A 1,572-nucleotide genomic window follows, 5' to 3' on the forward strand; every position below is an offset into this window, starting at 1 on the left:
CATATGATGAAATGATTAATAATTTTCCTGATATTGAACTGCTTGAAATAGATAACAAATCATTAGAGAGAAATATTTGACCCTGTGGCTCAAATATTTTTCAATTCAGTTGTTAAATTAGAATTAAGGACATAAATGTCACTGATAGAAGATGATCCATATGGAATTCAAAGAGAAGCGTTAATCAAGGCTTCAAATGTTAGATCAATTTTTACTCCAAATAGACCCATCAATAGTGTCGAATTATTTATGGGTAGAAAAGATATTGTAAAAAGTGTTATCGAAGGATTAAATACTCCGGGACAACATTTACTATTATATGGCGATAGGGGCGTTGGAAAAAGTTCTTTAGCTAATATCACGGTTACAATTCTCGATAATAGTGATATGGTAGATGGTAAACTACTTACTAAACGATGCTCTAGTCAAGATACCTTTGAAACAATTTCTAATGAGTTAATAGCAGAGTATGTTGATGAACCTTTTCTATCAGAAGAAACGCACATTACAAAATATAAAGAAGAAGCAGGTGCAAAAGTAATTGGTATTGGTGCGAAATTAGGTAACGAAACTCAATCTTCGAAAAAATTTATATATTCAAGTGATATAACACCATCAAATATAGCAAAATTATTAAAAGATAAAAAAGGTCTCTATCTAATTGATGAGTTTGATATTTTAGAAGATGATAAAGATAAGCATGACCTAGCTCAATTAATTAAATTATTGAGTGATTATCAATCTCCATTTAAAATTTTTATTGTAGGTATATCACAATCGGGAACAGATTTAACAGCTGGTCATCCATCTGTAAGCAGATGCTTAAAAGAGATTAAATTAGAAAGAATGATGGATAAAGAAATAAAAGAAATTATTGATAATGGAATGAAAAAACTATCCATAGAATTATCTGAACAAGTGAAAAATATAATAGTTAATATCTGCAATGGATATCCACATTTTGCTCATCTTATTGGTCTAAAATGTGCTGAGGAAGCTATCATAAATAATATTAAAAAGATTACAAAAGGTGAATTTGTGCAAGCTGTTGATAATGCGGTCAAAGATGCAGAAGGAACGTTAAAAAGGTTATATGACAATGCAACACAAAATGCTTCTGAAACAAAACAAAGAAATATTCAACTTATTTTAAAAGCTTGTTCTACATTTAATTATGATGATTTTACAATAAATGATATTGCTACTAAATTAAAAGCTTATGGTCATGAATTATCAAATAAAACAGTAAGTGACTATGTTAGACAATTTACTTCCGATAATAGTGATTCTATCTTAAGAAGAATTAAAAGAGGTATTTATAGATTTAATGATCCAAGAATGGTTAGTTATATTAAGATGAAAGAAAATCTTTTAGAAAGAGACAGACTTGCATTAAAACACGGAGAAATTTAACAAAACAGAGTAGCTAATAAATTACGTAGTAGCAATTTATTGGCTATCTTTGAGTATTATATACTAAAAGCCGTTTTATAAGAAACAACTTAAACGGCTGAAATTTTAAAAAAAAACATACCTTTTTGTTTCATTTTTAAAACACTTCAAAACTGCGAA

Annotated in this window: 1 protein-coding gene; it reads left to right on the forward strand. The window is 28.3% G+C overall.

The features are described from left to right. Positions 1–135: 135 nt before the first annotated feature. Positions 136–1,413: an nSTAND1 domain-containing NTPase gene (locus BM227_RS12555; RefSeq protein WP_092914355.1), complete on the forward strand. Its 1,278-nt coding sequence runs from the start codon at positions 136–138 to the stop codon at positions 1,411–1,413. Positions 1,414–1,572: the final 159 nt, after the last annotated feature.

Source organism: Hydrogenimonas thermophila (assembly GCF_900115615.1).
In the GTDB taxonomy this organism is placed as follows: Bacteria; Campylobacterota; Campylobacteria; order Campylobacterales; family Hydrogenimonadaceae; genus Hydrogenimonas; species Hydrogenimonas thermophila.

Coding starts and splice junctions, on each gene's coding strand:
- BM227_RS12555 (WP_092914355.1), top strand. CDS start 136: ATGTCACTGATAGAAGATGATCCATATGGAATTCAAAGAGAAGCGTTA.